Source organism: Bradyrhizobium mercantei, assembly GCF_001982635.1.
Lineage (GTDB): Bacteria > Pseudomonadota > Alphaproteobacteria > Rhizobiales > Xanthobacteraceae > Bradyrhizobium > Bradyrhizobium mercantei.
On record NZ_MKFI01000036.1, the window covers coordinates 1 to 1,204 of the forward strand.

Below are 1,204 nucleotides of genomic sequence, written 5' to 3' on the forward strand. Positions count from 1 at the left end.
CGGCCGCGAAATCCTGGATAGCCGCGGCAACCCCACGGTCGAGGTCGATGTGGTGCTGGAGGATGGGTCAATCGGTCGCGCGGCGGTGCCGTCGGGGGCTTCCACCGGCGCGCATGAGGCGGTGGAACTGCGGGATGGCGACAAGTCGCGCTATCTCGGCAAGGGCGTCGAGAAGGCGGTTGCCGCCATCAACGGCGAGATCTTCGAGGCGCTCAGCGACCAGGCCGTCGAGGAGCAGGTCGCGATCGACCAGATCATGATCGAGCTCGACGGCACGCCGAACAAGAGCCGGCTTGGCGCCAACGCCATCCTCGGCGTCTCGCTGGCCTGCGCCAAGGCCGCCGCGGAATCCTTCGACATGCCGCTGTATCGCTATGTCGGCGGCACCTCGGCGCGGACGCTGCCGGTGCCGATGATGAACATCATCAATGGCGGCGTGCATGCCGACAACCCGATCGACTTCCAGGAATTCATGATCCTGCCGGTCGGCGCCAATTCATTCGCCGAGGCGCTGCGCTGCGGTTCGGAAATCTTCCACACGCTGCGCGGTGAGCTGAAGAAGGCCGGCCACAACACCAATGTCGGCGACGAGGGCGGCTTCGCGCCGAACCTGCCGTCGGCCGACGCCGCGCTCGAGTTCGTCATGAACGCGATCGGCAAGGCCGGCTACAAGGCGGGCGACGACGTCGTGCTCGGCCTCGACTGCGCCTCCACCGAATTCTTCAAGGAAGGCGCCTACGTCTATGGCGGCGAGAACAAGACCCGCTCGCGCTCGGAGCAGGTGAAGTATCTCGCCGATCTGGTCGGCCGCTATCCGATCGTCACCATCGAGGACGGCATGTCGGAGGACGACATGGACGGCTGGAAGGAGCTGACGGATGCGATCGGCAACAAGTGCCAGCTGGTCGGCGACGATTTGTTCGTCACCAACGTCACCCGGCTTGCCGACGGCATCAAGCACGGCCGCGCCAATTCGATCCTGGTCAAGGTCAACCAGATCGGCACGCTGACCGAGACGCTCGCGGCGATCGAGATGGCCTACAAGGCCGGCTACACCGCTGTCATGTCACATCGCTCCGGCGAGACCGAGGACTCCACGATCGCCGACCTCGCGGTCGCCACCAATTGCGGGCAGATCAAGACCGGCTCGCTGGCGCGCTCCGACCGTACCGCCAAGTACAACCAGCTGCTGCGCATCGAGCAG

The 1,204-nt window shown here is 65.4% G+C and carries 1 protein-coding gene; it reads left to right on the top strand.

The window, feature by feature from the left end; translation table 11 throughout:
* Positions 1–1,204, top strand: a 1,204-nt coding sequence (eno, locus tag BI327_RS40730; protein ID WP_076867242.1) for a phosphopyruvate hydratase, incomplete at both ends; no start/stop codon positions are given.